This window comes from Pseudomonas sp. GG8 (assembly GCF_052976945.1).
The window spans coordinates 4,627,933-4,652,978 of the sequence record NZ_JBRIIP010000001.1 but is presented as its reverse complement, the minus strand read 5'-3'; the positions used below and the strand labels follow the sequence as shown (position 1 = coordinate 4,652,978).

Below are 25,046 nucleotides of genomic sequence, written 5' to 3'. Positions count from 1 at the left end.
TGAATCCGTTCAAATCAAATTGGGTGTGTAGTGCCTCATTGATTTTAGGGTGGACAGGAAAAAAATCGCTTCATGAAGGGCTACAGCGTTTGCGGCTGCTGACGATGCGTGCTGTAGGAAAAGCGGTTCGGCGGGCAAAAAAAAGCCCCGCCAAGCTGGCGGGGTTGAGGTACGAGCGTGGCAGCTCGGAAAACAGTGCTCGGCAGGCCCGGGGAAACGGGCCTGCCGGCTTTTTTACAGGAGCATCGTGCGGATATCCCCAAGCAGCTCGCTTAAGCGCTTGGTGAAGCGCGCAGCCGCAGCGCCGTTGATCACGCGGTGATCATAGGACAGCGAGAGTGGCAGCATCAGTTTCGGCTGGAAGGCTTTACCGTCCCAGACTGGCTGGATAGTGGCCTTGGACACGCCAAGGATCGCCACTTCCGGTGCGTTGACGATCGGCGTGAAGCCGGTGCCGCCAATGTGGCCGAGGCTGGAGATCGTGAAGCAGGCGCCTTGCATGTCATCGGCGGAGAGCTTTTTGGCGCGCGCTTTTTCTGCCAGAGCGGCAGCTTCAGCGGCCAGTTGCAGGAGGCTCTTCTGATCGACGTTCTTGATGACCGGGACCAGCAGACCTTCCGGTGTGTCCACGGCGAAGCCGATGTTCACGTACTTCTTGCGGATGATCGCTTTGCCGCTTGGCGCCAACGAGCTGTTGAAGTCCGGCAGTTCCTTGAGCAAATGCGCAGCGGCCTTGAGCAGCAGTGGCAGGACGGTCAGCTTGACGCCAGCCTTCTCTGCGACGGCTTTCTGAGCGATGCGGAAAGCTTCCAGTTCGGTGATGTCGGCCTGGTCGAACTGAGTCACGTGCGGAATGTTCAGCCAGCTGCGGTGCAGGCTTGACGCGCCGAGTTGCATCAGGCGAGTCATCGGCACTTCTTCGGTTTCGCCATAACGGCTGAAATCGACTTCCGGGATCGGCGGGATACCCGCGCCCCCGGTAGCGCCGCCGGCCGGTGCTTCCTTGGCCTTCTGCATCATGGCTTTGACGTAAACCTGCACGTCTTCTTTGAGCACGCGACCGTGTGGGCCGGTTGAGCCAACCGCACTCAGTTCTACCCCGAATTCACGGGCCAGTTGGCGAACTGCCGGGCCTGCGTGAACCTTGGCGCCGTCTTTCGCGGGTGCCACGGCGGCTGGAGCAGCGGCTTCGGCTTTTGGTGCCGACGCTGCTGCCGGTACGGCCGCTTCGGTTGGAGCTGGTGCAGCCGCCTGAGCCTGAGCCGGTGCTGCGGCTGGAGCTGCAGCGCCCGCCACTTTCAATTTCAGGATCAGGTCGCCGGTGCCGACTTCCTGGTCCAGCTTGACGCTGATGCTTTCGACCACGCCAGCAGCGGGCGAAGGAATTTCCATGCTGGCTTTGTCGGATTCGAGCGTGATCAGCGATTGATCAGCGACGATGGTGTCCCCGACCTTGACCATCAATTCGATGATCTTGGCTTTGCCCGACGAACCGATGTCCGGAACATGGATGTCCTGGACCGTTTCGCTGGCCGCGGCCGCGGGTGCAGCAACCGGTGCCTGGGCGGCGGCAGGCGCCGCTTTTTCTGGCGTGGCAGCGGCTGGTGCGGTCGCAGCGGGAGCCGCTTGTGCAGGAGCAGCCGCGTCGCCTTCGACTTCCAGTTCGAACAACTCGTCGCCTTCTTTCAGGCGGTCGCCGAGCTTCACTTTCATGCTTTTGATGACACCGGCTTTAGGCGCAGGGATTTCCATGCTTGCCTTGTCCGACTCCAGCGTCAGGATGCTCTGATCGGCTTCGATACGATCGCCGACCTTGACCATCAACTCAATGACTTCACCTTCACCGTTGCCGATGTCGGGTACTCGAATTAGCTCACTCACAATCTCTCTCCTTCGGAGAACCTGTTCACTCTCGACTGCACTGGTTTCAGTTGAGACGAAAACAGCGTTGGGTGCTCATTTACCGATGTAAATTCCGCACCCTCTGCTGCTTCGCGCACCTCATCAGCGCTGTGTGCGATCTGAAAACAGACTCTTAACAGTCCAGTGGGTTGCGTTTCTCAGGGTCGATGCCGAACTTGACGATGGCTTCAGCCACCACCTTGGGTTCGATATCGCCGCGATCAGCCAAGGCTTCCAGAGCTGCCAGGACCACGAAGTTACGATCGACTTCAAAGAAGTGACGCAGCTTCTTGCGGCTGTCACTGCGGCCGAAACCATCAGTGCCCAGGACTTTGTATTCCTTGGTCGGTACCCACTGACGAATCTGGTCAGCGAACAGTTTCATGTAGTCGGTCGAAGCGATCACCGGACCTTTACGGCCACTGAGGCATTCTTCCACGTAGCTCAATGCAGGCTTCTGACCCGGGTGCAGGCGGTTGCTGCGCTCTACGGCCAGGCCATCGCGACGCAGTTCGTTGAAGCTGGTAACGCTCCAGACATCCGCGCCGACGTTGAACTGCTCGCGCAGGATCTTCGCCGCTTCACGCACTTCACGCAGGATAGTGCCCGACCCCATAAGCTGGACGTGGTGCGCCGCTTCCTTGGTGTCTTCTTCGAGCAGGTACATACCCTTGATGATGCCTTCCTCGACGCCAGCCGGCATGGCCGGTTGCACGTAGGATTCGTTCATCACGGTGAGGTAGTAGAAAACGTCCTGCTGCTCTTCGAACATCAGGCGCATGCCTTCGCGGATGATCACCGCCAACTCATAGCCGTAGGTCGGGTCGAACGTGCGGCAGTTCGGAATGGTCGAGGCCAGGATGTGGCTGTGACCGTCTTCGTGCTGCAAACCTTCGCCGTTGAGCGTGGTCCGACCGGCCGTGCCGCCGACCAGGAAGCCCCGGGTGCGGCTGTCGCCAGCGGCCCAGGCCAGGTCGCCGATACGCTGGAACCCGAACATCGAATAGAAGATGTAGAACGGGATCATCGGTTGGTTGTGAGTGCTGTAGGACGTACCGGCAGCGATGAAGGAGGACATGGCGCCTGCTTCGTTGATACCTTCCTCGAGGATCTGACCTTTCTTGTCCTCGCGGTAGAACATCACTTGTTCTTTATCGACTGGCTCGTAGAGCTGGCCGACGGCCGAGTAGATGCCCAACTGGCGGAACATGCCTTCCATACCGAAGGTACGGGCTTCGTCGGGAATGATCGGCACGATGCGCTGGCCGATCTCTTTGTCCTTGATCAGTTGCGACAGAATCCGCACGAAGGCCATGGTGGTGGAGATTTCGCGATCGCCGGAACCGTCGAGGATAGCCTTGAGGGTTTCCAGTGGCGGAGTCGGCAGATTGAAGCTCTTGGCGCGACGCTGTGGCACGAAACCGCCCAGTGCGGCACGGCGCTCGCTCAAGTAGCGGGCTTCGGCGCTGCCTTCTTCGGGCTTGAAGAACGGCAGGGTTTCCAGTTGGTCATCTTTGATTGGAATGTCGAAGCGGTCACGGAAGCTTTTCAGGCTGTCGACGTCGACTTTCTTGGTGTTGTGCGCGGTGTTCTTCGCTTCACCCGCACCGGTGCCGTAACCCTTGATGGTCTTGGCCAGAACCACGGTCGGTTGACCCTTGTGGTTAACGGCTTCGTGGTACGCCGCGTAGACCTTGTACGGGTCGTGGCCGCCACGGTTGAGTTTCCAGATTTCATCGTCGGACAGATCAGCAACCATCGCCTTGAGTTCGGGCGAGTTGAAGAAGTGTTCACGCACGAACGCGCCGTCTTTGGCTTTGTAGTTCTGATACTCGCCGTCGACCACTTCGTCCATCCGGCGTTGCAGGATGCCGTCGACGTCTTTGGCCAGCAGTGGGTCCCAGAAACGGCCCCAGACCACTTTGGTCACGTTCCATTGAGCGCCACGGAACACACCTTCGAGTTCCTGGATGATCTTGCCGTTACCGCGAACCGGGCCGTCGAGACGTTGCAGGTTGCAGTTGACGACGAAGATCAGGTTGTCGAGGTTTTCACGACCGGCCAGGGAGATTGCACCCAGGGATTCCGGCTCGTCGGTCTCGCCATCGCCCAGGAAGCACCAGACTTTCTGCTTGCCTTCAGGGATGTAGCCACGGTGTTCCAGGTACTTCATGAAGCGTGCCTGGTAGATCGCCTGGATCGGGCCAAGGCCCATGGATACAGTCGGGAACTGCCAGAAATCTTTCATCAGCCACGGGTGTGGATAAGACGACAGGCCTTTGCCGTCGACTTCCTGACGGAAGTTGTTCATTTGGTCTTCGGTGATCCTGCCTTCCATGAACGCCCGTGCGTAAACGCCCGGCGAAGCGTGACCCTGGAAGTAGATCAGGTCGCCGCCATGTTCGTCGGTCGGGGCCTGGAAGAAGTAGTTGAAACCAATGTCATACAGCGTCGCGCTGGAGGCGAAGCTGGAGATGTGACCGCCCAGATCAGGGTCATGCAGGTTGGTTTTGACAACCATTGCCAACGCGTTCCAACGCACCAGCGAGCGAATGCGGCGTTCCATGAACAGGTCGCCAGGCATGCGTGCTTCGTGGGTAACGGGGATCGTGTTGCGGTAGGGCGTGGTGATGGCGTAAGGCAGCTGTGAGCCACTTCTGGTGGCCAGCTCGCCCATACGGGTCATCAAATAGTGAGCACGGTCTTCGCCTTCTTTGTCGAGAACCGATTCCAGGGCGTCCAGCCATTCCTGGGTTTCGACGGGATCGAGGTCTTGCATGGCTTGCTCCAGGGCGGAAAGGCTTCCAGAATCGGTTGCCTGAGTTTGCGACTGGCCTTGTGGGCAGACGACATAAATTCTTGGATTACCGGGGGTTGTACCGGCGTTGTGTAGTTTTACTACAAATCGTCGGCTATTTCAGCCTTTCGAGTAGGTGCCTCAGTAGTAAAACTACAGAAGAGCGACTTATGGGCTCCTGTTGTGTTGTGAGATAAATCGTTAATGTAGGTGTAACGTGAACTCGGACGGGGAAAGACTTGATGTTGGCTGCCAAGAAATATGATTTTTCAGCTATTTATAACCTTTGTTCGACGATCCGCCTCACTACGTATTTCTTGTTGTCACGACAACCGGCCCTCCGTACGCCGATAAAGGATAGACCATGAGCCTCCCTTTGCTGGCCGATCTGCCAGCCATCCTGCAGCCGTTTGTCACGCGTGCGCATCAGTCGTGGGGTACCGCCGTGGCCTCCCTTTCCGACGATATCCTTGTCACGCTTGATACGTGGCCCGATGCGCGCCGCGCCGCTTTCGAACGCGTGTGCGCGGCCAGTGACTTTGTCGCCGATCAGGTGTGTCGCGACCCGCAAATGCTCCTCGACCTTGCCGCGTCCGGCCAGTTGGAGCGCAGTTTTGCCGTGGGCGAGATGCGCGAGCAGCTTGACGCCGCCGTGCAACTCGCCAGCACCGAGGATGAGTTGGGCCGCCATCTGCGCCGCCAGCGCACCCGACATCAGGTGCGCATCGTCTGGCGTGATCTGACCCGTCAGGCCGATCTGGTTGAAACCTGCCGCGACCTGTCGGACATGGCCGACGCCTGCATCGATCTGGCCTATCAATGGCTGTATCAGCGCCATTGTCAGCAGTTCGGTGTGCCGACCGGGCGTCGCAGCGGTGAGCCGCAGCAGATGGTCATCCTTGGGATGGGCAAACTGGGGGCGGTCGAACTCAACTTGTCGTCGGACATCGATCTGATCTTCGGTTACCCCGAAGGTGGCGAAACCCAAGGGGTCAAGCGCCCTCTGGACAATCAGGAATTCTTCATTCGCCTGGGGCAACGGCTGATCAAGGCGCTGGACCCGATCACCGTCGATGGTTTCGTGTTCCGCGTGGATATGCGCTTGCGGCCTTATGGCTCGTCTGGTGCGCTGGTGCTCAGTTTTAACGCGCTGGAGCAGTATTACCAGGATCAGGGTCGTGATTGGGAACGCTACGCGATGATCAAGGCGCGGGTGGTGGGCGGCGATCAAGTCGCTGGCGCGCAGTTGCTCGACATGCTGCGGCCGTTCGTCTACCGGCGTTATCTGGACTTCTCTGCGATTGAAGCGCTGCGCACCATGAAGCAGCTGATTCAGCAGGAAGTCCGGCGCAAAGGCATGGCCGAGAACATAAAGCTTGGCGCAGGCGGAATTCGCGAAGTGGAGTTCATCGCCCAGGCGTTCCAGTTGATTCACGGCGGTCGAGACCTGAGCCTGCAACAACGCCCACTGCTTAAAGTGCTGAACACCCTGGAAGGTCAGGGGTATCTGCCGCCTGCGGTGATTAGTGAGCTGCGCGATGCCTATGAGTTTTTGCGATACACCGAGCACGCGATCCAGGCCATCGCCGATCGCCAGACCCAGATGCTCCCGGACAGCCCGGAAGATCAGGCACGCATCGCCTTCATGCTGGGCTTTGCCGACTGGACGAGTTTCCACGAACGGTTGATGCACTGGCGTGGTCGCGTGGATTGGCATTTCCGCCAAGTGATCGCTGATCCCGATGAAGAGCAGGGTGAAGAAAGCCAAATGGTGGTCGGCGGTGAATGGTTGCCGCTGTGGGAAGAATCCCAGGACGAAGACGCCGCCTGCCGCCAGTTGCAGGAAGGCGGATTTACCGATGCCGCCAAGGCGCTGAGACAATTGTCAGGCCTGCGCGGCAGTCCGCAACTACGCTCCATGCAGCGCCTGAGTCGCGAACGTCTGGACGCCTTTATTCCACGGCTGATGGCGCAGACGGTGGAGCATGAAAATCCCGACTTGGTATTGGAACGCGTGTTACCACTGGTCGAAGCGGTCGCCCGACGGTCCGCCTATCTGGTGCTCCTCACGGAAAACCCCAATGCCCTGCGTCGTTTACTGACGCTGTGTGCGGCCAGCCCGTGGATCGCCGAGCAAATCGCACGCTTCCCGCTGTTGCTCGATGAATTGCTCAACGAAGGCCGTCTGTTCAGCCCGCCGTTGGCCCCGGAACTGGCAGCGGAACTGCGCGAGCGGTTGACCCGGATTCCCGAAGATGACCTCGAACAACAGATGGAGGCCCTGCGACACTTCAAGCTGGCCCACCGGCTGCGTGTGGCGGCCTCGGAAATAACCGGCAGCTTGCCCCTGATGAAAGTCAGCGATTACCTGACCTGGCTGGCTGAAGCGATTCTGGAGCAGGTGTTGGCCTTGGCCTGGCGCCACACGGTCGCCAGGCACGGCACGCCATCGCGCCCGGATGGCACCCTGTGCGATCCCGGTTTCATCATTGTCGGGTACGGCAAAGTCGGGGGGATCGAGCTCGGTCACGGTTCGGACCTGGACTTGGTGTTCATTCATGACGGCGATCCGCAGGCTGAAACCGACGGTGCCAAGCCTATAGATGGCGCGCAGTTTTTCACCCGACTGGGCCAGCGGATCATCCATTTGCTGACCACCCAGACCAACTCCGGTCAGTTGTACGAGGTCGATATGCGCCTGCGTCCGTCTGGCGCGTCGGGGCTGCTGGTCAGTTCATTGGGCGCCTTCAGCCGCTATCAGGAAAACGAAGCCTGGACCTGGGAGCATCAGGCGCTGGTGCGTGCGCGGGTGTTGGTGGGCAGCCAAGAGGTAGGTGCCGCTTTCGAAAAAGTACGGGCCTCGGTGCTGGGTCGCAAGCGTGATTTGCCTGCGCTGCGACTGGAAGTGAGCGAGATGCGCGCCAAGATGCGGGACAATCTGGGCAGCAAGTCGACGGCCGCCGGAACGGCCGCGAATGCCTTCGAAGCCACGGCGCCGTTCGATCTCAAGCAGGACGCCGGTGGTATCGTCGATATCGAATTTATGGTGCAATACGCCGCCTTGGCGTGGTCCTGGGAGCATCCGGCACTGCTGCGTTATACCGATAACATCCGTATTCTGGAAGGTCTGGAACAGGCCGGGTTGGTTCCCGACACAGATGCCCACCTGTTACGCGAGGCTTATAAGGCCTATCGTGCAGCGGCTCACCGGCAGGCTTTGCAGAAAGAGGCCGGGGTGATCGGCGGCGATCAATTTCACGCCCAACGGCGCGAAGTGCTACGGATCTGGTCTGAGTTAGGTTTGAGTTAAGGGTGTGAATCAATGGCATCCGGCGAGCGCTCGCGGCCTTAACCGTCGTGTTGCGCAGGATTTATAACGCTATGACAGGGAGGCGTCAGGTTGTGTGGCAAGGTCGCGCAATTTGATAAGCCTCCCTGCTCGTTTCTGGTGGTTTTTGGATTAAGCATGAGAATTCTAATCGTTGGGCCAAGCTGGGTCGGTGACATGGTGATGGCGCAAACGCTGTTCCAGTGCCTGAAACAGCGTCATCCCGAGTGCGAAATCGATGTGTTGGCCCCTGAGTGGAGCCGGCCGATTCTTGAGCGCATGCCCGAAGTGCGCAAGGCCTTGAGCTTTCCGCTCGGCCACGGCGCGCTCGAACTGGCAACCCGCCGCAGGATAGGCAAGTCGCTGGCTGGCCAGTATGACCAGGCGATTCTGTTACCCAACTCGCTGAAGTCGGCGCTGGTGCCGTTTTTTGCGGGCATTCCGAAACGCACCGGCTGGCGTGGCGAGTTCCGTTACGGCCTGCTCAACGATGTGCGCACCTTGGACAAGCAGCGTTACCCGCTGATGATCGAACGTTTCATGGCATTGGCCTATGACGCGGGCGTCGAGCTGCCTCAGCCGTATCCACGGCCGAGCCTGCGAATCGATGCCGCCACCCGCGATGCCGCGCTGAGCAAGTTCGGTTTGACCCTTGATCGCCCGGTGCTGGCGCTGTGTCCTGGCGCCGAGTTCGGCGAGTCCAAGCGCTGGCCCGCTGAACATTACGCCAAGGTCGCTGAAACCCGAATTCGCCAAGGCTGGCAGGTCTGGTTGTTTGGTTCGAAAAATGATCATGCGGTGGGCGAGAGCATTCGTGATCGATTGATCCCCGGCTTGCGCGAAGAGGCCGTCAACCTCAGCGGCGACACGTCGCTGGCCGAAGCGATTGACCTGATGTCCTGCGCTGACGCAGTGGTGTCCAATGACTCGGGCTTGATGCACGTCGCCGCGGCGCTCAATCGCCCGCTGGTGGCGGTGTACGGCTCGACGTCTCCGGGCTTCACCCCACCGTTGGCCGACAAGGTCGAAATCGTCCGGTTGGGCATCGAATGCAGCCCGTGTTTCGACCGTACCTGTCGCTTTGGTCATTACAACTGCATGCGTCAGCTGGAGCCAACACCTGTGGTCGAGGCGCTGGAGCGTCTGGGCGGCACACCGGTCGAGGTTATCTGAGTTGCGGGTACTGTTGATCAAAACTTCTTCGCTGGGGGATGTGATTCACACGCTGCCAGCGTTGACCGATGCTGCGCGGGCGTTGCCTGGTATTCAATTCGACTGGGTGGTCGAAGAAGGCTTCGCCGAGATCCCGACCTGGCATCCGGCGGTGGCCGGGGTGATCCCGGTGGCCATCCGGCGCTGGCGCAAGAACCTCTGGCAAACCCTCAAGAATGGCGAGTGGCGGCGCTTTAAGCAGCGCTTGAGCGAGACTGACTACGACTTGGTCATTGATGCTCAAGGGCTGCTGAAAAGTGCGTTGCTGACGCGTTACGTCAACGCGCCGGTGGTGGGCCTTGATCGGCAATCGGCGCGTGAGCCGTTGGCCAGTCGTTTTTATGACCGACCGTATCCAGTGGCGCGCGGGCAACATGCGGTGGAGCGCTTACGCCAGTTGTTCGCTCAAGCGCTGGGCTATCAAGTGCCTGACGGTCTGGGCGATTACGGTCTGGATCGCACGCGTCTGCTGGACGCGCCCGACAGTGAGCCTTTTGTCCTGTTTCTGCACGGCACCACGTGGACGACCAAACACTGGCCGGAGCTCTATTGGCGGCAATTGGCTGAGTTGATGGGCGCACGCGGTCTTCAGGTGCGCCTGCCGTGGGGTAACCCGGCCGAGCTGGCACGTGCCGAGCGCATTGCCGACGGCCTGGATAATGCGGTGGTGCTGCCCAAGCTGAATTTGGCGGGTGTTGCCAAAGTATTGGCTGGCGCTCAAGCGTGTGTCGCGGTGGACACCGGTCTCGGTCATTTGGCTGCCGCGCTGGACGTGCCAACTCTGTCGCTGTTCGGCCCGACCAACCCTGGCCTGACGGGTGCATATGGCAAGTCGCAAGTGCACATTGCCAGCGACTTTCCATGTGCCCCGTGCCTGCAAAAGAAATGCACCTATCGCCCGACGGCTGAAGATCAGCGTCGGTTCGATCTAAAACGCGAGTGGCCATTGTGCTTCACTCGCTTGAATCCCGAGCGAGTAGCGAGCCAATTGGGCGCGCTGTTGCTGGCAAAGGAACCAAGCTGATGCAACTGGCTTTTGTGCTTTATAAATATTTCCCGTTCGGCGGCCTGCAACGCGACTTCATGCGTATTGCCCTGGAATGCCAGCAGCGCGGGCATCAAATCCGCGTCTACACCTTGATTTGGGAAGGCGACGTGCCGCCCGGCTTTGAAGTGCTGGTGGCGCCGGTCAAGGCAATGTTCAACCATCGCCGTAACGAAAAGCTCAGCGCGTGGATGGAAGCGGATCTGGCCAAGCGTCCGGTGGACCGTCTGATCGGCTTCAATAAAATGCCCGGTCTGGACGTGTACTACGCTGCTGATGGGTGCTTTGAAGACAAGGCGCAAAACCTGCGTAACGCGTTATACCGTCGCTGGGGACGCTATCGTCACTTCGCCGAGTATGAGCGAGCGGTGTTCGCCAAAGATGCGAAAACCGAAGTGTTGATGATTTCCGAAGTGCAGCAACCGTTGTTTATCAAGCACTACGACACGCCGCTGGAACGCTTCCACCTGTTACCGCCGGGCATTGCCCTGGATCGCCGTGCACCGGCCGATGCGCCGCAGATTCGCGCCGAGTTCCGGCGCGAGTTTGGCCTCGCGGACGACGACTTGCTGGTGGTGCAGATTGGCTCCGGGTTCAAGACCAAAGGTGTTGATCGCAGTCTGAAAGCGCTGGCCGGCTTGCCGTCAGCGCTGAAGAAGCGCACCCGGTTGTTTGTGATTGGCCAGGACGACCCCAAGGTATTCCAGCTGCAAAGCGCCACGCTGGGGCTGGGCGAACATGTGCAGTTCCTCAAGGGGCGTAGCGATATTCCGCGTTTTCTGCTGGGTGCTGACTTGTTGATTCACCCTGCCTACAACGAAAACACCGGCACGGTTCTGCTTGAAGCGCTGGTGGCTGGCTTACCGGTGCTGGTCAGTGCAGTGTGCGGTTATGCGCATTACATCGCCGAAGCCGATTGCGGCCGGGTGCTGGACGAGCCTTTCGAGCAGGCGCAACTCAACGACTACCTGGCAACCATGCTCAAGGATGACGCTGCACGCACGGCCTGGAGCCGTCATGGCCTGGCCTTCGCCGATACGGCGGACCTCTATAGCATGCCGCAGCATGCGGCCGATGTGATTCTGGCGGAGCACCACGGATGAAATTGATCCTTGCTGAGCCGTTCAAAAGCCTCTGGGATGGGCGCGATGCGTTCGCCGAAGTCGAGCGTTTGGACGGTCAGGTTTATCGCGAACTCGAAGGTCGGCGCACATTGCGCACTGAGGTCGAGGGGCGCGGGTATTTCGTCAAGATTCACCGGGGTATCGGCTGGGGCGAAGTGGTCAAAAACCTGATGACCGCCAAATTGCCAGTACTGGGCGCCGGTCAGGAGTGGAAGGCGATCAATCGCCTGCATGAAATCGGTGTGCCCACCATGACCGCCGTTGCCTATGGCGAGCGCGGCAGCAATCCGGCCGCGCAGCACTCATTCATCGTCACCGAAGAATTGGCGCCGACCGTCAGCCTGGAAGATTTCAGCATCCATTGGCGTCAGCAACCGCCGCAGCCAAGGCTCAAGCGCGCATTGATCGCCGAGGTCGCGCGCATGACCGGCATGATGCACCGCGCCGGGGTCAATCATCGTGACTGCTACATCTGTCACTTTCTGTTGCATACCGACAAGCCGGTGACGGCCGATGACTTCAAACTGTCGTTGATCGACCTGCACCGCGCTCAGACACGCAAGACGATTAGCATGCGATGGCGTAACAAGGACTTGGCCGCGCTGTATTTTTCGGCGCTGGATATTGGCCTGACCCAGCGAGACAAATTGCGCTTCCTGCGCGGCTACTTCCAGCAGCCGTTGAGGCAGATCCTGGCAGAGGAAGCCGCGTTGCTCCGTTGGCTGGAAAGCAAGGCCAACAAGCTGTACGCACGCAAAGTACGCTACGGGGATGCGCTCTGATGGGGGGGCTGTAAGTTGAGCCGGCTGGACAAAAAAGCATCTGCTTTATACTCGGTTTTTTCGAGGCGCGCGGATGAGTGACTTCATTGCGGCAACTGATCGGGGGTTGCTTGATCGCCATGGCCTGGCTGATTTCGATGCCTTGTGGGACATGCCACGAGACATCGTCGGCGAGCCTGGCACCCTGGGCTCCGGCTGGAGCCGCGTGGATAGCCTGGAGCTGGAAGCGTCCGGCTTTTACCTGAAGCGCCAGAGCAACTACCTGGTCCGAAGCGCGTATCGACCGTTAGGCGAGCCCTCGTTTGCTCGTGAATTTCGCATGATCAACCGCTACCAGTCATTGGGCATTCCCTCGTTGTATGCGGTGTTCTACGGCGAGCGCAAAGTAAAAGGCGAGCGTCGGGCGATTCTGATGACGCGGGCGCTGGACGGTTGGGTCGATCTGGACGCTCTGTTGCAGCAGTGGTCGACGCTCAATCCCCACCAGCATCTGGCGATCCTTCGGTCCTGTGGGCAGTTGGCGCGCACACTGCATTCTGCCGGGCAGGTTCACGGCTGCTTCTGCCCCAGGCATGTCTTCCTGCGTTCGCGATCTGATGCGTATCAGGCGCAGTTAATAGGTCTGGAGAAAACGCGGCCCGCACTGTTCGGTTGGCGTGACCGTATCAGAGACCTTGAGTCGTTGCTGCGCCAAGCGCCGATATGGAATGAAACCGAGGTGCGTGACTTTTTGGCAACGTACCTGCAAGCGCCAGTCACCAGTACGGTGGTCAATACGTGGTGGCGACGACTGGTCAAACGCCGCAGTCATAAAGAGGTTCTCTGATGCGTTTGTCTGAACTCAAATCCGCTGGGCGTACGCCTGCGCTGCCGATAAACCTGGCACTGTCTGATGCTGCAGGCCCGGCCGAGTTGCAACTGTTGACCTTGCTGCGGGTGTTGCCGGGGCAACGCTATGTCGGCGCCGGTATCTGGCGTGGACGTGTGGTATTGGCAAAGTTGTTGGTCGGACCCAAAGCCGCGCGACATTTTCAGCGCGAGCTGGCGGGCGCTCGACTGCTTGCCGAGCAAGGCATGACCACACCGTTGCTGCTGGCCGATGGCTTGCAAAATGGCGAGGGTGGTTGGTTATTGTTCGAGTATCTGGAGCACGCACATAGCCTCGGTGAAGCCTGGGCTGAAGTTGAAAGCTTGCCAGTCTTGGCTCAAGAGCAGCACGCGGTGCTGGGTGATGCGCTTTCAGCCATCGCCCGCCTGCACAGCAAAGGGCTTTGGCAGGAAGACCTGCACCTGGACAACCTGCTGCGTCACAACGGTCAGTTGTATTTGATTGACGGTGCCGGGATTTGCGCAGAACAGGCTGGCAAGCCGTTGTCGCGAACACGGGTTCTGGAAAATCTCGGGGTATTTTTCGCCCAGTTGCCCAAGACCCTCGAGCCATTTACTGAAGAATTGCTGGTGCATTACCTGTTGAGCAACGGCGAACATGGTTTGCCAATGGAGGCGCTGCAAAAACAGATCGATAAGGTTCGCGTTTGGCGCCTGAAGGACTTCCTCAGCAAGGTCGGCCGCGATTGCAGTCTGTTCAGCGTCAAAGACAGCGCCTTTGGCCTGCGCGCAATTCGGCGCGAAGAAGAGGCCGCGATGACGCCGGTACTGGCCCAGGCCGACCAGTTGCTTGATCACGGTCATCTTTACAAGACTGGTGGCGCGGCCAGCGTCGGGCGTGTGGATGTGGCGGGTCGATCACTGGTGATCAAACGCTACAACATCAAGAGTTTTGCTCATTGGCTCAAGCGTTTCTGGCGTCCGAGTCGCGCTTGGCACTCCTGGCGTGAAGGCAATCGGCTGGCGTTCCTCGGTATCGCGACGCCCAAACCACTGGCGTTGCTGGAGCAGCGATTCTTCTGGCTGCGGCGCAAGGCTTACCTGGTGACCGAGTTCTTGCCGGGGCCGGACATCATTGAGCGGTTCGCGCCTTATGTAGCGACAGGCAATGCGCCGGAAGTTGAGTTGCAGGCGCTGGATCAGTTGTTCGGCCAGTTGTTGCGCGAACGCATCAGCCATGGCGATCTGAAAGGGCACAACGTGTTCTGGCATCAGGATCGCTGGACGCTGATCGACCTTGATGCGATGTGCCAGCACACTTCAGCTGCATCCTTCGCCAAGGCGTTCGAGCGAGACCGTGCACGGTTTATGCGTAACTGGCCTGCCGACAGTGTGCTGCGTCAGTCACTGGAACAGCGCTTGCCCAAAATCGCCGAATAAGTGCGTGCCTCTTTTGTTCGCCGGGGCTTGAGCCGCAACGTAGTCTGCGCGGGTCAGGTGTCTGGCGGCCCCTTCTGCCCGCGCTGACAGGTCCATGATCATCCTTGACCGTGTGCTGTGAGCCACCCGACCACACGTAGCCTCATTGCGCTATAATCCCGCCCTTTAGCTGTTCCTCGCGCCTTTTGCGAGAGCACATTTTTCTCAGGCGCCTACCGCCTGCATGCAGACTAAAGAGGCTAGACCCCTGTGGCATTGACGATTCTTGGCCTGTCCGGCGCCCTTAGCCATGATCCTTCCGCAGCCCTGTATATCGACGGCAAGCTAATTGCGGCCGCTGAAGAAGAGCGCTTCGTTCGCGATAAGCACGCAAAGAACCGCATGCCCTACGAGTCGGCGAAGTTCTGTCTGGAGCAAGCGGGTATCAAGCCTTCGGACGTTGACGTGGTGGCGATTCCTTTCGCCCCTATCAGCCTGTTCGGCAAGGCGCGTTGGCACTATGCCAAGCGCTACTGGTACGCACCTGATCGCGCCCTTGATGCGCTGCTGATGGGCAACCGCCGCTACAAACGCTATCGCAACAAAATCGTCTTCTGCCTGGAGCAGTTGGGCTTCGATCCGAAGAAAATCAAGATCGAGCCTGTCGAACACCACTTGGCCCACGCCTCTAGCGCTTACCACTGCTCCGGTTTTCAAGAGAAAACCGCGATCATGGGCATCGATGGCAAGGGTGAGTACGCCACGACGTTCTTCGGCTATGGCGAAAACGGCAAGATCCACAAGATCAAAGAGTTCTTCGACCCGGACTCCCTCGGCGGCCTATACGGCGCGATCACCGAATTCCTCGGCTTCGAAATGCTCGACGGTGAATTCAAGGTCATGGGCATGGCGCCGTATGGCGATGCCAGCAAATACGATTTCTCACGTCTGGCGACGTTCGAAAATGGTGAGTTGGTCATCAACACCGACTACGCCAACGTGATCGGCCTGCGTCGCTATAAAGAGAAGGGCAAAGGTTTCTACTTCTCGCCTAAGCTCATCGAGTGGCTGGGTCCCAAGCGCGAAGGCGACATAGCGGACGAGCCCTACATCCACTACGCCGCAAGTATGCAAGCGCTGTTCGAGAAACTGTCGCTGCAAATGATGGACTTCTACCTGGGCGATATCCTCAAGGAGACCGGCAAGCTGGCCTTCGCAGGCGGTTGTGCACTGAACGTCAAACTGAACCAGAAGATCATCGCACGTCCGGAAGTCAAAGAGCTGTTTGTGCAACCTGCCTCCGGCGATGCCGGGACCGCTGTGGGCGCTGCGGCTTATGTGTCTCACGCGCGCGGGGTACCCGTGGAGAAGATGGAACACGTCTATCTCGGCCCGTCGTACAGCAACGAAGACGTGATCGCCGCTTGCGCTCGCCACCCGAGCAAACCGGTCTGGCGCAAGATCGACAACACTCCACAGCGCATCGCCAAAATCATGGTCGAAGGTAACCCAGTCGCCTGGTTCCAGGGTCGGATGGAATTCGGTCCGCGAGCCTTGGGCGGTCGTTCGATCATTGGTTGCCCGAGCATTGCTGGCGTGGCCAACCGTATCAACGAGCAAATCAAGTTCCGTGAACGCTGGAGGCCTTTCTGCCCGTCGATGCTCGATACCGTTGGCCCACAGATGATCAAGGTCGATCACCCGGCTCCTTTTATGACCTTCACCTTTGAAGTGTCGGACGAGTGGAAGAGCCGTGTGCCGGAAGTGGTCCATGAAGATGGAACCTCCCGCGCACAGGTGCTGGAGCGCAAATACAACCCGCGCTACTACGACATGATGAAGGCGCTGGAAGAACTGACCGGCAACGGCGTGTCGTTGAACACCTCGCTCAACCGTCGTGGCGAACCGATGATCTGCTCGCCGACGGACGCCTTGAATATGTTCTTTGGCTCCGATCTGGAGTACTTGATCATGGAAGATATCCTGGTGCTCAAAGACGGCGTGGATGCTTATGACACTTTCGGCTGAACGCCATGTGCTGCAGTTTTGTCACGGCTATGACGGGCCGTTTCTCGACTGCGCCCGGCAATACGCCAGCCTGTTTGCGGGAACGGGGTATCGGGTGACCACGGTCTTTCTGACAGGCGTGGCCGATGCCGATGTCGCTGCCGACTGTGCTTCGGACGAAGTGCTGTTCATGGAGTACAGTTCCAAAGCCATCCGGGGGCTGAAACTGGGGGCGATATGCGACTTGCGCAAAATCGCCCGGTCCCGAAACTTCAGTTTCTGTATTGCCCATCGTTTCAAGCCTATTTACGTCGCGTTGCTGGCCACCACTTTGCCGGTGATCGGCGTACATCATGCGTTTGGTGATTATGCGCGCCGCAGTCGCAAGCTGTTCGCGCACCTGTTGCGCAAACGTTTGAGCCTGCTTGGCGTTTCCGATGCGGTGCGTGATGACATGCGCCAATGCCTGCCGACATGGCCGAACGGGCGTATTCGTACGTTGTACAACCGTGTTGATATCGATGCGCTGCAAGCCAGTCAATTATCCAAAGCCCAGTCGCGTGATGTGCTGGGTCTGCCTGCCGATGGCTGGATTGTCGGTAACGTGGGCCGACTTCATCCCGATAAGGACCAGGCCACTCTACTGCGAGGGTTTGCTACGGCCTTGCCCTCTTTGCCAAAAAACAGCTATTTAGTGATTGTGGGTGTCGGTCGTCTTGAGCAGGCGCTTAAACAACTGGCAGAGGAACTTGGGGTAAGTGATCGAGTTCTGTTTCTGGGGCAGATCCCAGAGGCGCGCCGTTATTTTCGTGCGTTTGATGTCTTTGCTTTGAGTTCTGATCATGAGCCGTTCGGCATGGTACTGCTCGAAGCCATGGCTGCCGGTGTCCCTCTGTTGGCTACGGCGTGTGGCGGGGCCAAGGAAGTGGTCGAGGGCGTGGGTATTTTGTTTGCGCAAGGTAGTGCCGAGCAGTTGGCCCAAGGGCTTGAACACCTTGCCGCGCTTAATGATGAACAGCGTCAGGACTGTGCTCGTTTGATGCTTGAGCGCCTTCGTGAGCGTTTCTCTGACCAGGCGGTACGTGACGCATTCTGGCGTTTGCCACAGGTGACTGACCTGACTGCGGAGGTTTGATGCTCAACCGATTTCAAGGCTGGCGTGAGCGCGGTTGGTCGGCAGTTGATGCGTGTACCTATGCCGCCGCCTGGCAGCAGTTTGGCGGCAGTGTGGCGACTCATCCGTTGGTGGTCGAGCGCTTGGCGCACCTGGCGCAGATTCCGGTTCGGTACCTGGCCTGGGAGCAAAAGGGTGAGTTGAAGGCATCTATTGCGACTTGGGGCCGCGATTTGGCGCTGTCCAAGGATGTGCTTAAGCGTTGTGGCAAGAAAGGCCTGTTCGACCTGGGTAATGCCGAGTTGATTTTGCCTGTGGCGGCGGATGCACAGGTTGCTTTGCGCCACCGTGGCCGTTATTTGTCGTCATTGCATGACGGGCAGATCACCACTCTGCAACCGCAGGCTGAACAGTTGGCGATGGCGCGTACCCCTGAAACGTTATCGAAGAAGTTTCGCTATAACCAGCGACGCGAGTTACGGTTGCTGGAGGAGGCAGGCGGTGTGGTGCGGCCCGTCAGCGAGTTTGGCAGTCGGGAGTTGGCGGCGATTTACTGCGACCTGTTTCAGCGGCGCTGGGGCTTCCCTGCGACGGGTGCCGAGCGCATGGCCGAGGTCGTCGAGCTATTGCGCGAACTGCTGATCGGGTCGGTTATTTTCCTCAATGATGCTCCTATCGCCATTCAACTGGTGTATAGGGTTGAGGCGCCGCAGTGGGTCAGTGTGGAGTACATCAACGGCGGCGTAGACCCCGAGACACGTGAGTTCAGTCCGGGGAGCGTGTTGAGCTTTCTTAATACCCAAAGTGCCTGGGAGCATGCCAGGACCTTGGGGAAGCCCTTGCGCTTTTCGTTTGGTCGAGCGGATCGAGAATATAAAGAGCGTTGGTGCAACCCTGTGCCGGTATTCAAGGTATGAGTCAGGACGTCAGTCGAAAGCAGCAGTTGCTCAAGCGTCATCGGCGGCATAAACGCATTGTTTTATTGGTGGGGCTTGTGCTGTTAGGGGCCCTTGGGGTCCTGGTTGCCTGGTGGTTGCCGCTCCTGCTCGGTGTGCTGGTGTGGATTGCCCATGAGGCTTGGTTCGCCGACCATCTGTTCTATTCGCCCAAGGATGATTATCAGTACACCTTCCCATCGGACAGTCGTGTGCTTGAGGTTCGCCTTGAGGGACAGCACTTGTTGATGGACACGCCGCTGGATCCCGCCGCCGATCAAACGCTGGTGCTGGCGTTGCAGGTCAAGAGTACGTGGCTGGGGCGTTTCTTTGATCCTGTGGTGATGGTGCTCGATGGTGATCAACAGGACCGTCAGACATTTGAGCGCGGGGTCAACGGCTTGCGTTATCTGAACCTCAGTACGGTTGCACAACCCTTGGCGCGTGGTGAGGTGCGCTTGCGAGGCCGTTTCTGTCGCCTGAAGGGGCCGCCGAAGTTGTGGTCTTTTCAGTATCCGGATTACAGGCGTCAGCGGGTCATGGTGATTGCTCCCCATGCTGATGATGCCGAATTGGCAGCGTTTGGTTTGTACAGTCAGGCTGATGAGGCTTGGATCGTGACCCTGACGGCAGGTGAAATTGAAGCGCAGCATTACCAGAAAATGGGACTCGACCCTGTTGAAGCGGCTCGAATCAAGGGCCGCTTGCGGGCTTGGGACAGTATTGCGGTGCCGCGTTGGGCTGGCGTGCCGCAGGAACATTGTGTGCAGCTCGGGTATTTCTGCCTACAGCTTCCCGCGATGCAAGCGGCACCCGATAAGCCTGTTGGTTCACGCGAAGCAGCGTTGAGTGATACCCGCTTGTTTCGCCAGTTCAACGCGTTTGTGTTGCCCGGCGACACAGATGGTGCTCCGACTTGGAATAACCTGCTGGCGGATTTGCGAGCGCTCCTTATCCGGGCCCGGCCGCAGGTGATTGTGATGCCCCATCCGACACTGGACCCGCACCCTGACCATATTTGTGCCCAGGCTGCGGTTCTGGAAGCGTTAAAAGGGTTGGAGTGGCAGCCGCAGGCATTGCTCGGTTATGCCAACCACCTCCATGACAATGATCGCTGGCCAATGGGGGATTCGGGAGCCGGTATTGCGCTTGCGCCTGCGTTCGATCCAGATCAGGTTTTGCAGCCTTGTGTTTACTCTCTGACACTGGAGCAGCAGCGGGACAAGGCGATGGCGCTGGGAATGATGCATGATCTGCAAACGGCCGTGCCTTTCAAGCGACGACTACGACGTTTGATACAACGGCTATTGGTCGGCAGGGCATCGTCACCCTACGGGGAGAATGAGTTTTTTCGCAAAGCGGTCAGACGTCACGAGTTGTTCTGGTTTCTGCCACGCAAATAATGAAGCAGCCTAGGGCGGAACATGGCCTAAATAAAAACAATGTACAGTGAGTATTTTGTGAGCAAGCCAAATCCGCGGATTCTTTTTATCATTCCTTACTTTGGCCGTTGGCCGTTCTGGATGCCTTTCTTTCTTGAAAGCTGTCGGCATAACGCAGATATCGACTGGCTACTGTTTAGTGATTGCGGTATTCCAGAGAACCTTCCAGATAATGTCAGGGTTGAAATCATTGATTTTAAGAGCTATTGCCAGTTGGTCTCGGATCGTTTGGGTATTCACTTCTCGCCCGTAGCAGCTTATAAATTGTGCGATATCAAACCAGCCTTGGGTTTTATTCATGCCGATCGCCTTGACGGTTACGACTTTTGGGCATTCGGCGATACTGATCTAGTCTACGGTGATCTGCGGCGCTGCTTTGCGCGAGAGCGTTTGGCTCGCTACGACCTGTTTTCGACCCATGAACGGCGTGTGGCCGGGCATTTGTGTTTGATGCGCAACTCAGTGCGCAGCCGTGAACTATTCATGCGGATTAAAAACTGGCGTAAGCGTTTTGCCGATCAACAGCAGCATGCTTTGGATGAAGGTGCATTCAGTCGTATTTTTCTGTGGCGTAAAAATTTCCCGAGGCCGCTGTTCAATCTGGTGGGGAAATTTAATCCGTGGCGGCGACGCAGTGAATTTACAGAAGCATTCAGTACACCGGGCAGCTGCATCAAGTGGCATGATGGCTCTCATGGTTTCCCCTCTCGCTGGCTATGGCACAAGGGGCAGTTGACCAATGAGCAGGATGGGAGTCGACCTTTCCCGTATTTTCATTTTATGTTTTGGAAGCGGCATGAGTGGTCGAGTTTGCCAGCGCCCGACCCTGAAACGGTAAAACACTTGGCGGCGCAGTCGGCTTGGGTTATTGATGCGTCAGGCTTTCAGCGGGGAGCGGTATGAGTCAGCGCTTAAAAGTGCTGCAGTTGCAGCCGGATTACAACGTTAAGGCTTACGATTTCGCTGATTTGGCGGAACAGATTGTCAAAGCTCTGCCCGCAGATCGCTATGACGTGACGGCGGCGTTTATGCGTGGCAAGCCGGACTCTGGAGGCGCGGTGAGTCGCGCTGACCGCTCAGTGTATTTTGAGTTTCCCGAAAAATCGCTCAAGGGCTTGCGCCTGCGCGCTATGTGGCGGCTTTTTTGGTTTTGCCGCAAAGAACAGTTCGATGTGGTGATCTGTAATCGCTTCAAACCGGTCAATATGATGCTCCAGCTTAATCGTTGGCTGAAGATCCCTTTGTGTATCGGCATTTCCCATGGGTTTGGCGAGTACGATCGATTTTATCGCCGGCGCCAAGCTCAGGGCCGGATTGATAAGCACTGGCGGTTTGTCGGCGTCTCCCCGGCAGTCAAGCAGTACCTGATTGACTGCGACTGTGGCTTTACCGATGAGAATACCTACGCCATCACCAATGCTATCGACATTGAGCAAGCTGAAGGCCTGCAGTACGCTCGTGAGCAGGCTCGGCAGTTGCTGGGGCTTGATCCCTCCGTACGGCTGGTTGGCGCATTGGGGAGGCTGGTGCCGGTCAAGGGGCACACGTACCTCTTGCAGGCTTTTGCCGCTCTGAAAGACAAGTACCCGAATGCTCAATTGGCAATCATCGGAGCGGGGCGTGAGGAGTCGCGACTGCGTTGTGAAATTGAACAATTGGGGCTGATCGGCCGCGCTCATTTACTGGGTTTTCGCGAAAATGCACTGCAGTACGTCAGGGCTTTCGATATTTGGACCATGCCCTCCCTGGCTGAGGGCTTGGGGTTGGCGCTGCTTGAAGGCATGAGCGGGCATCTGCCGGTTATTGCTTCCAGTGTTCCAGCCATGCTCCCGCTCATTCACGGTGCCGGTGGGCTTGCCGTAGAGCCGGCTAATGTTCCCGCGCTTAAGGCGGCCCTGGATGAGTACTTGAGCCTCTCGGATGAAGTGCTTCAGGCTAAGGGTGAGCAAGCCTATCGTTATTTGCTGGCTCAGCACGATATCGATGTATTTCGTCAGGAGTATCTGGCGTTGATTGAGACAGGTCTGGGCCTGGCGCAGAAGGGGGTTTTGTGACAGGCGATCAACCACGGGTGACGGTGATTATCGCCTCCTATAACCATGGCCCCTATATCGAACAAAGCATTCTGAGCGTCCTGAACCAGACGTACCCGCATATTGAGTTGCTGGTCATCGATGATGGTTCTAAGGATGACAGTGTCGAGCGTATTCGCCGCCTGCAAACCCGCTATGGTTTTGATTTTAGGGTCCAGCAAAACCAGGGTTTGACCCATACCCTCAATGACGCTATCGCGCGTTCAACCGGCAGCTTGATCGCCCCTTTCGGGTCGGATGACATCATGTTGCCGGAGCGTATTGCGACTCAAGTGGCATACATGCAGGACAAGCCGGAAGTCGGTATTTGCGCGGGCAATATCGAATTGATTGATGCTGAGGGCAACCTGTTTCCCGAGAAGCGTCAGCGCCGGGAGGTACCATTTCGTCGCCTTGATTTCGATGATATGTTCTTGGAGCGAAAGCCCTATCCACCAGCCCCTACGTTATTGATCCGGCGTGAAGCGCTGGAAAAAGTCGGCGGTTTCGACCCTGATATTCGTTTGGAAGACCTGTTGATTGAATTGAAAATCACCCACGCCGGGTATTTTATCGATGGCCTGAGTGTATTGATGGCGCGCTATCGTAAGCACGCTACCAACTCGTATAAAAACCACCGATTCATGATTGATAACATTCTGCGCTCGTATGCGCTATTCAGTGACCATCCGCGTTATGAGGAAGTGCGTTACAAATTCCTCAACTCCATGTTCCTGAAAACATCCAATCGTGACCGCCCACTGGCTCGTGAGCTTTTGGCGCAGTTGCCCTTCAAGGCTTGGACGGGCAAAACCTGGCGCGCACTAGGGCGTTTGTACTTTTCGCGCTTGGAAAAAAACTGAGCGAGTATTCTTACGGGTTGGATTCAGCGGTTTTTGAACAAGCGCATGGCGCGTCCTGAAATCCGAAAGTTACCAAAAACAGAACGTGGCACGGCTCGTTTCAGAGAGCGCTATCCTGGCTATCACATCGGTCGTGGTAGCTGCGGTTTGCCTCAGGTCCACGACTGGCCAGAGGTTGAGTTGCAGAGCGTTTTGAGTAAGCTCTGCAGTTCTGATATGGATGATTTCCTGACGTATACCCGAGAGCGTCGACCGCGCTGCCCCCTCTATTTACGCTGGCCGTGTCGACTCACCCCGCCTTTACTGCAAAAGCCAGCACATGTTTGTGCATGTTATCCACTGCTCGTTTCGGCGCCACTTTACCGTACCCTTGGAGTAGAGCCTGTAATTGCTCTTCAAACAGCCAGCGCCTGTCTTCGGGGTAACGCTGTATATGCCGTAGATTTCGCTGGCGTAGCGACAAATTGAGCGGCGAGGGCAGGATTCGCATGTCGGCCAGGTCGATTAAGCCAAACTCGCCGGTGTCGAGCAGCAGGACATTGCCCAGGTGAACCGAGCGAAAGTAGATGCCTCGGTCATGCAGTTGAGCCAGAAATTTGCCAAAGCGCTCGACCAATGCCTCGCGAACGGCAGGCGCGCCCGTCGACTGCAGAATTTGGCGCAGGGTTTGGCCTGACAGCGGTTGGTAGAGTACGGCACTGCTTCCATCATCCAGTTGATACAACTTGAGGATGTCCGGGCTTGGGATGTCCAGGCTGCGCAGGTGCTCACTGTTCGAAGCGAAGCGTTCAGAGTAGGGGGTGAAGTGCCCCGATGTGTACCAGCGCCGAGGGCGGAACAGTTTTAGGAAGTGGCCGTTGCTGAGCCGTAATACTTTGGGTCCCAGCCCATCCTTCTCGACGACATGAGCGCCGTCTGCCAATTGCGTCATAGCGCTGGTGGTTAGAGGCTCGACGTGTATGCCTGGGAGTCGGCCGCTACGCCGGCTGATGTTAAGGGCGGCAATCAGGGCCAGCGGGATAACCAACAGGTACCAGTGTTCTTTAGGGCGACTCAAAATGCCGCCACCTTCTGTCAGCCCTGCACCCATACCGAAAACCAGCCATGTGGAGGCGATGATAAACAATGGGTGCGCCCGTTGCCGCCAAGCGCTCAGCAGTGCCCATGCCTGCATGAACAGCCAGGGTATGAAGCCAATGATGCCGACATAGTAGAGGACGCCAAGTGCAAAACTGTGGGGTTCTTCCAGAAGATAGCCGACCCCGACATCAAGGCTCAGTGACGCGTTTAGACCTTTGCCTATCCAGGGGTGATGGGCAATCTGTTCGAGGGCCAGTTTCCATAATTCGAAACGATAGGACCCTCCCCGAGCGGTAATAATCCCAGAGAACTCAAACACCACAATGGCAGCACAGATGGCCGTGCCGATCAGTACGAATAAGGAGCGGCGATTCCAGCAGACAAAGCAGAGCCACAGTGTTGCAAGGGCCAATGCGACCAGCGGAGTTCGGGAGCCCGTCGCCATCACCGCCGTGAACATTACGATCAATGCGGGGATGCTTAGCCAAAGTACCGCTCGTCGCTTACAGGTCATGCTCAGGCTCAGCCAATAAATGCAGAAAAAGCCAAAGACGTGGGAACTCAGCAGTGGATTGTCGAAAGCGCCGGCTCCGATCATCCGTAGGTCGGGAGAGTAGGCTTTGGCGAACGCATACAAATTGAAGAGTGAGGCAATCAGCGCAACCACGGCGGCCCCAAAAAACAAGGGTTGCAGGTATTCGCTACGGTAGCGCACCAGTAATACGCAGCCGATGAACAGCATGAGCGTGTGCAGTGGCGGCTTTATCAGTCCTCCGATGCTTTCGTCGAGGGGGCTCCAGAATAGGCTGATCAGTGACCAGGCTAAAAAGGCCAGAAAGCTCAAAATGAGAGGCTCGTGTAGCAGGTCACGCAGTTCTCGGGGGCGCAGGCAAATGGCGATCAGCGTTGGAATGCTGAACAGTGCGTAATAAAGCTTGTGATGCTGCGGACGTCCGGGAAGAAAAAACAGGTCGCATAGCAATAGGAAAAAGCCGATGGGAATGATCCACAGGCAAATAAACTCGAAGGCTCGATTGGAGGCATGACGCAGACCGCTGTAGTGCATACGAGAAGCTCGCTCCAGAAGGTGATTAGC

Annotated in this window: 17 protein-coding genes; 14 read left to right on the top strand and 3 right to left on the bottom strand. The window is 57.8% G+C overall.

The window, feature by feature from the left end:
* Positions 1 to 234: 234 nt before the first annotated feature.
* Together aceF and aceE are read right to left on the bottom strand one after the other, a co-directional pair.
* Complete coding sequence (gene aceF, locus ACVBEG_RS22125) at positions 235 to 1,881, bottom strand: dihydrolipoyllysine-residue acetyltransferase (protein ID WP_323566009.1); 1,647 nt, start codon at positions 1,879 to 1,881, stop codon at positions 235 to 237.
* Between the two features lie 154 nt (positions 1,882 to 2,035).
* The gene (gene aceE / locus ACVBEG_RS22120) at positions 2,036 to 4,681 is read right to left on the bottom strand and encodes a pyruvate dehydrogenase (acetyl-transferring), homodimeric type (RefSeq protein ID WP_322177524.1); all 2,646 of its coding nucleotides are present in this window, start codon (positions 4,679 to 4,681) and stop codon (positions 2,036 to 2,038) included.
* 382 nt (positions 4,682 to 5,063) lie between these two features.
* On the opposite strand from aceE, the gene glnE reads away from it, so the two are divergent.
* The 14 genes from glnE (at position 5,064) to ACVBEG_RS22050 (ending at position 22,870) form a co-directional block, all read left to right on the top strand.
* Positions 5,064 to 8,009, top strand: a complete 2,946-nt coding sequence (gene glnE / locus ACVBEG_RS22115) for a bifunctional [glutamate--ammonia ligase]-adenylyl-L-tyrosine phosphorylase/[glutamate--ammonia-ligase] adenylyltransferase (protein ID WP_322177525.1) — start codon at positions 5,064 to 5,066, stop codon at positions 8,007 to 8,009.
* Positions 8,010 to 8,165: 156 nt separating this feature from the next.
* Positions 8,166 to 9,200, top strand: coding sequence for a lipopolysaccharide heptosyltransferase II (gene waaF, locus ACVBEG_RS22110; protein WP_322177526.1), 1,035 nt, complete (start codon positions 8,166 to 8,168; stop codon positions 9,198 to 9,200).
* Position 9,201: 1 nt separating this feature from the next.
* On the top strand, positions 9,202 to 10,263 hold the full coding sequence (gene waaC, locus ACVBEG_RS22105; RefSeq protein WP_322177527.1) for a lipopolysaccharide heptosyltransferase I: 1,062 nt from the start codon (positions 9,202 to 9,204) through the stop codon (positions 10,261 to 10,263).
* Positions 10,263 to 11,387, top strand: a complete 1,125-nt coding sequence (locus ACVBEG_RS22100; RefSeq protein WP_322177528.1) for a glycosyltransferase family 4 protein — start codon at positions 10,263 to 10,265, stop codon at positions 11,385 to 11,387. Before waaC ends, ACVBEG_RS22100 begins: the two co-directional genes overlap by 1 nt.
* Positions 11,384 to 12,190, top strand: coding sequence for a lipopolysaccharide core heptose(I) kinase RfaP (gene rfaP / locus ACVBEG_RS22095; protein ID WP_322177529.1), 807 nt, complete (start codon positions 11,384 to 11,386; stop codon positions 12,188 to 12,190). The genes ACVBEG_RS22100 and rfaP overlap by 4 nt, the downstream gene beginning before the upstream one ends.
* Before the next feature lie 73 nt (positions 12,191 to 12,263).
* Positions 12,264 to 13,016, top strand: a complete 753-nt coding sequence (locus tag ACVBEG_RS22090; protein ID WP_322177530.1) for a lipopolysaccharide kinase InaA family protein — start codon at positions 12,264 to 12,266, stop codon at positions 13,014 to 13,016.
* Positions 13,016 to 14,458, top strand: coding sequence for a lipopolysaccharide kinase InaA family protein (locus ACVBEG_RS22085; protein ID WP_322177531.1), 1,443 nt, complete (start codon positions 13,016 to 13,018; stop codon positions 14,456 to 14,458). Before ACVBEG_RS22090 ends, ACVBEG_RS22085 begins: the two co-directional genes overlap by 1 nt.
* A gap of 249 nt (positions 14,459 to 14,707) precedes the next feature.
* The gene (locus ACVBEG_RS22080) at positions 14,708 to 16,465 is read left to right on the top strand and encodes a carbamoyltransferase family protein (protein WP_322177532.1); all 1,758 of its coding nucleotides are present in this window, start codon (positions 14,708 to 14,710) and stop codon (positions 16,463 to 16,465) included.
* Entirely contained in the window at positions 16,449 to 17,579 is a 1,131-nt protein-coding gene (locus ACVBEG_RS22075; protein WP_322177533.1) for a glycosyltransferase, read from the top strand. Before ACVBEG_RS22080 ends, ACVBEG_RS22075 begins: the two co-directional genes overlap by 17 nt.
* Positions 17,579 to 18,475, top strand: a complete 897-nt coding sequence (locus ACVBEG_RS22070) for an antimicrobial resistance protein Mig-14 (protein ID WP_322177534.1) — start codon at positions 17,579 to 17,581, stop codon at positions 18,473 to 18,475. The genes ACVBEG_RS22075 and ACVBEG_RS22070 overlap by 1 nt, the downstream gene beginning before the upstream one ends.
* Positions 18,472 to 19,896 carry a PIG-L deacetylase family protein gene (locus ACVBEG_RS22065; protein WP_322177535.1) on the top strand — a complete coding sequence of 475 codons (1,425 nt, stop codon included), beginning with the start codon at positions 18,472 to 18,474 and terminating at the stop codon, positions 19,894 to 19,896. Before ACVBEG_RS22070 ends, ACVBEG_RS22065 begins: the two co-directional genes overlap by 4 nt.
* Positions 19,897 to 19,953: 57 nt before the next feature.
* Positions 19,954 to 20,838, top strand: coding sequence for a DUF6625 family protein (locus ACVBEG_RS22060; RefSeq protein WP_322177536.1), 885 nt, complete (start codon positions 19,954 to 19,956; stop codon positions 20,836 to 20,838).
* Positions 20,835 to 21,989: a glycosyltransferase gene (locus ACVBEG_RS22055; RefSeq protein ID WP_322277944.1), complete on the top strand. Its 1,155-nt coding sequence runs from the start codon at positions 20,835 to 20,837 to the stop codon at positions 21,987 to 21,989. Before ACVBEG_RS22060 ends, ACVBEG_RS22055 begins: the two co-directional genes overlap by 4 nt.
* Positions 21,986 to 22,870 (top strand): glycosyltransferase, encoded by an 885-nt coding sequence (locus tag ACVBEG_RS22050; RefSeq protein WP_322177538.1) that lies wholly within the window; start codon positions 21,986 to 21,988, stop codon positions 22,868 to 22,870. The genes ACVBEG_RS22055 and ACVBEG_RS22050 overlap by 4 nt, the downstream gene beginning before the upstream one ends.
* A gap of 289 nt (positions 22,871 to 23,159) precedes the next feature.
* Here ACVBEG_RS22050 and ACVBEG_RS22045 read toward each other — a convergent pair whose 3' ends face one another.
* Positions 23,160 to 25,016 (bottom strand): O-antigen ligase family protein, encoded by a 1,857-nt coding sequence (locus ACVBEG_RS22045; RefSeq protein WP_322177539.1) that lies wholly within the window; start codon positions 25,014 to 25,016, stop codon positions 23,160 to 23,162.
* Positions 25,017 to 25,046: the final 30 nt, after the last annotated feature.